This is a genomic window from Streptomyces sp. NPDC050619 (genome assembly GCF_040654815.1).
Lineage (GTDB): Bacteria > Actinomycetota > Actinomycetes > Streptomycetales > Streptomycetaceae > Streptomyces.
This window is the reverse complement of record NZ_JBFAIR010000137.1, coordinates 1-1,504: the sequence shown is the minus strand read 5'-3', so window position 1 is coordinate 1,504 and position 1,504 is coordinate 1. Positions and strand designations below refer to the sequence as shown.

At 65.2% G+C, this 1,504-nt stretch carries 2 protein-coding genes; both read right to left on the bottom strand.

What is annotated here, in order from left to right:
• Positions 1-896 (bottom strand): alpha-amylase family glycosyl hydrolase (locus tag AB0I77_RS53510; protein ID WP_363290323.1); only part of this gene is annotated, 896 nt, incomplete at its 3' end.
• A partial coding sequence (locus AB0I77_RS53505) for a DUF3459 domain-containing protein (protein WP_363290322.1) occupies positions 893-1,504 on the bottom strand: 612 nt, incomplete at its 5' end. The genes AB0I77_RS53505 and AB0I77_RS53510, both read right to left, overlap by 4 nt.

Below are 1,504 nucleotides of genomic sequence, written 5' to 3'. Positions count from 1 at the left end.
CGGACGGCCATGAAGATGCGCGGCATGACCGGGAAGTGGAAAGCCATGTGGCATTCGTCGCCGCCGCTGCGGTAGTCGCCGAAGTAGTCGACGACGTCCTCCGGCCACTGGTTCGCCTCCGCCAGCAGCACCGTGTCCGGATACATCGCGTCGATCTCTCGGCGCACCCGCTTGAGGAACTCGTGCGAGGCAGGCAGGTTCTCGCAGTTGGTGCCCTCGGCCGCGTACAGATAGGGCACGGCGTCGAGCCGGAAGCCGTCGATACCCAGGTCCAGCCAGAAGCGCAGGGCGGCCAGGATCTCCTCCTGCACCGCCGGGTTCTCGTAGTTGAGGTCCGGCTGGTGGGAGAAGAATCGGTGGAAGTAGTACTGCTCGCGGACCGGGTCGAAGGTCCAGTTGGAGGCCTCGGTGTCGACGAAGATGATCCGCGCGTCGGCGTATTGCTTGTCGTCGTCGGCCCACATGTAGTAATCGCCGTAAGGGCCGTCGGGATTGTTCCTGGACTCCTGGAACCACGGGTGCTGGTCGCTGGTGTGGTTCATGACGAAGTCGATGATGATGCGCATGCCGCGCTGATGGGCGGAGTCCACGAATTCCACGAAGTCGGCGAGGTCACCGAATTCGGGCAGTACGGCGGTGTAGTCGGAGACGTCGTAACCGCCGTCCCGCAGGGGGGACTTGAAGAAGGGCGGCAGCCACAGGCAGTCCACGCCCAGCCACTGGAGATAGTCCAGTTTGGCGGTGATGCCCTTCAGGTCCCCGACGCCGTCGCCGTTGCTGTCCTGGAAGGAGCGGACGAGGACCTCGTAGAAGACGGCGCGCTTGAACCACTCCGGGTCCCGGTCCCTCGCGGGGGTGTCTTCGAAGGTGTCGTGGACGGGCTCGTTGACGGTCATGACGCTCGGGACCCTCCGATCTGCGGCAAGGCGGCCGGCCGCTGGACGTGGAACACGTGCGCGGGTGCCCGGCCGGGCTCGAGGCGCACATAGTTGTTCCGGCCCCAGTGATAGGTCTCACCCGCCAGTTCGTCGTGCACGGACAGGGACTCGTGCCATTCCAGGCCGAGCCGCGGCATGTCCAACGAGACCGTGGCCTCCTGGGCTCGGTGCGGATCGAGATTGACGACCACCAGGACCGTGTCCGCGCCCGTTCGCTTGCTGTACGCGATCAGCGCGTCGTTGTCGGTCCGGTGGAAGTGGATGTTCCTGAGCCGTTGCAGGGCGGGGTGCCGCCGCCGGATCGTGTTGAGTTTCGTGATCAGGGGGGTGATGGTATGGCCCTCGCGTTCGGCTGTTTCCCAGTCGCGGGGCTTGAGCTGGTATTTCTCGGAATCGAGGTATTCCTCGCTGCCGTCTCGGATAGGGGTGTTCTCGTACAGTTCGTAGCCGCTGTAGATGCCCCAGGCCGGCGAGAGGGTGGCGGCCAGTACGGCCCGTGTCTCGAAGGCGGGCCGGCCGCCGTGCTGGAGGTATTCGTGCAGGATGTCGGGGGTGTTGGCGAAGAA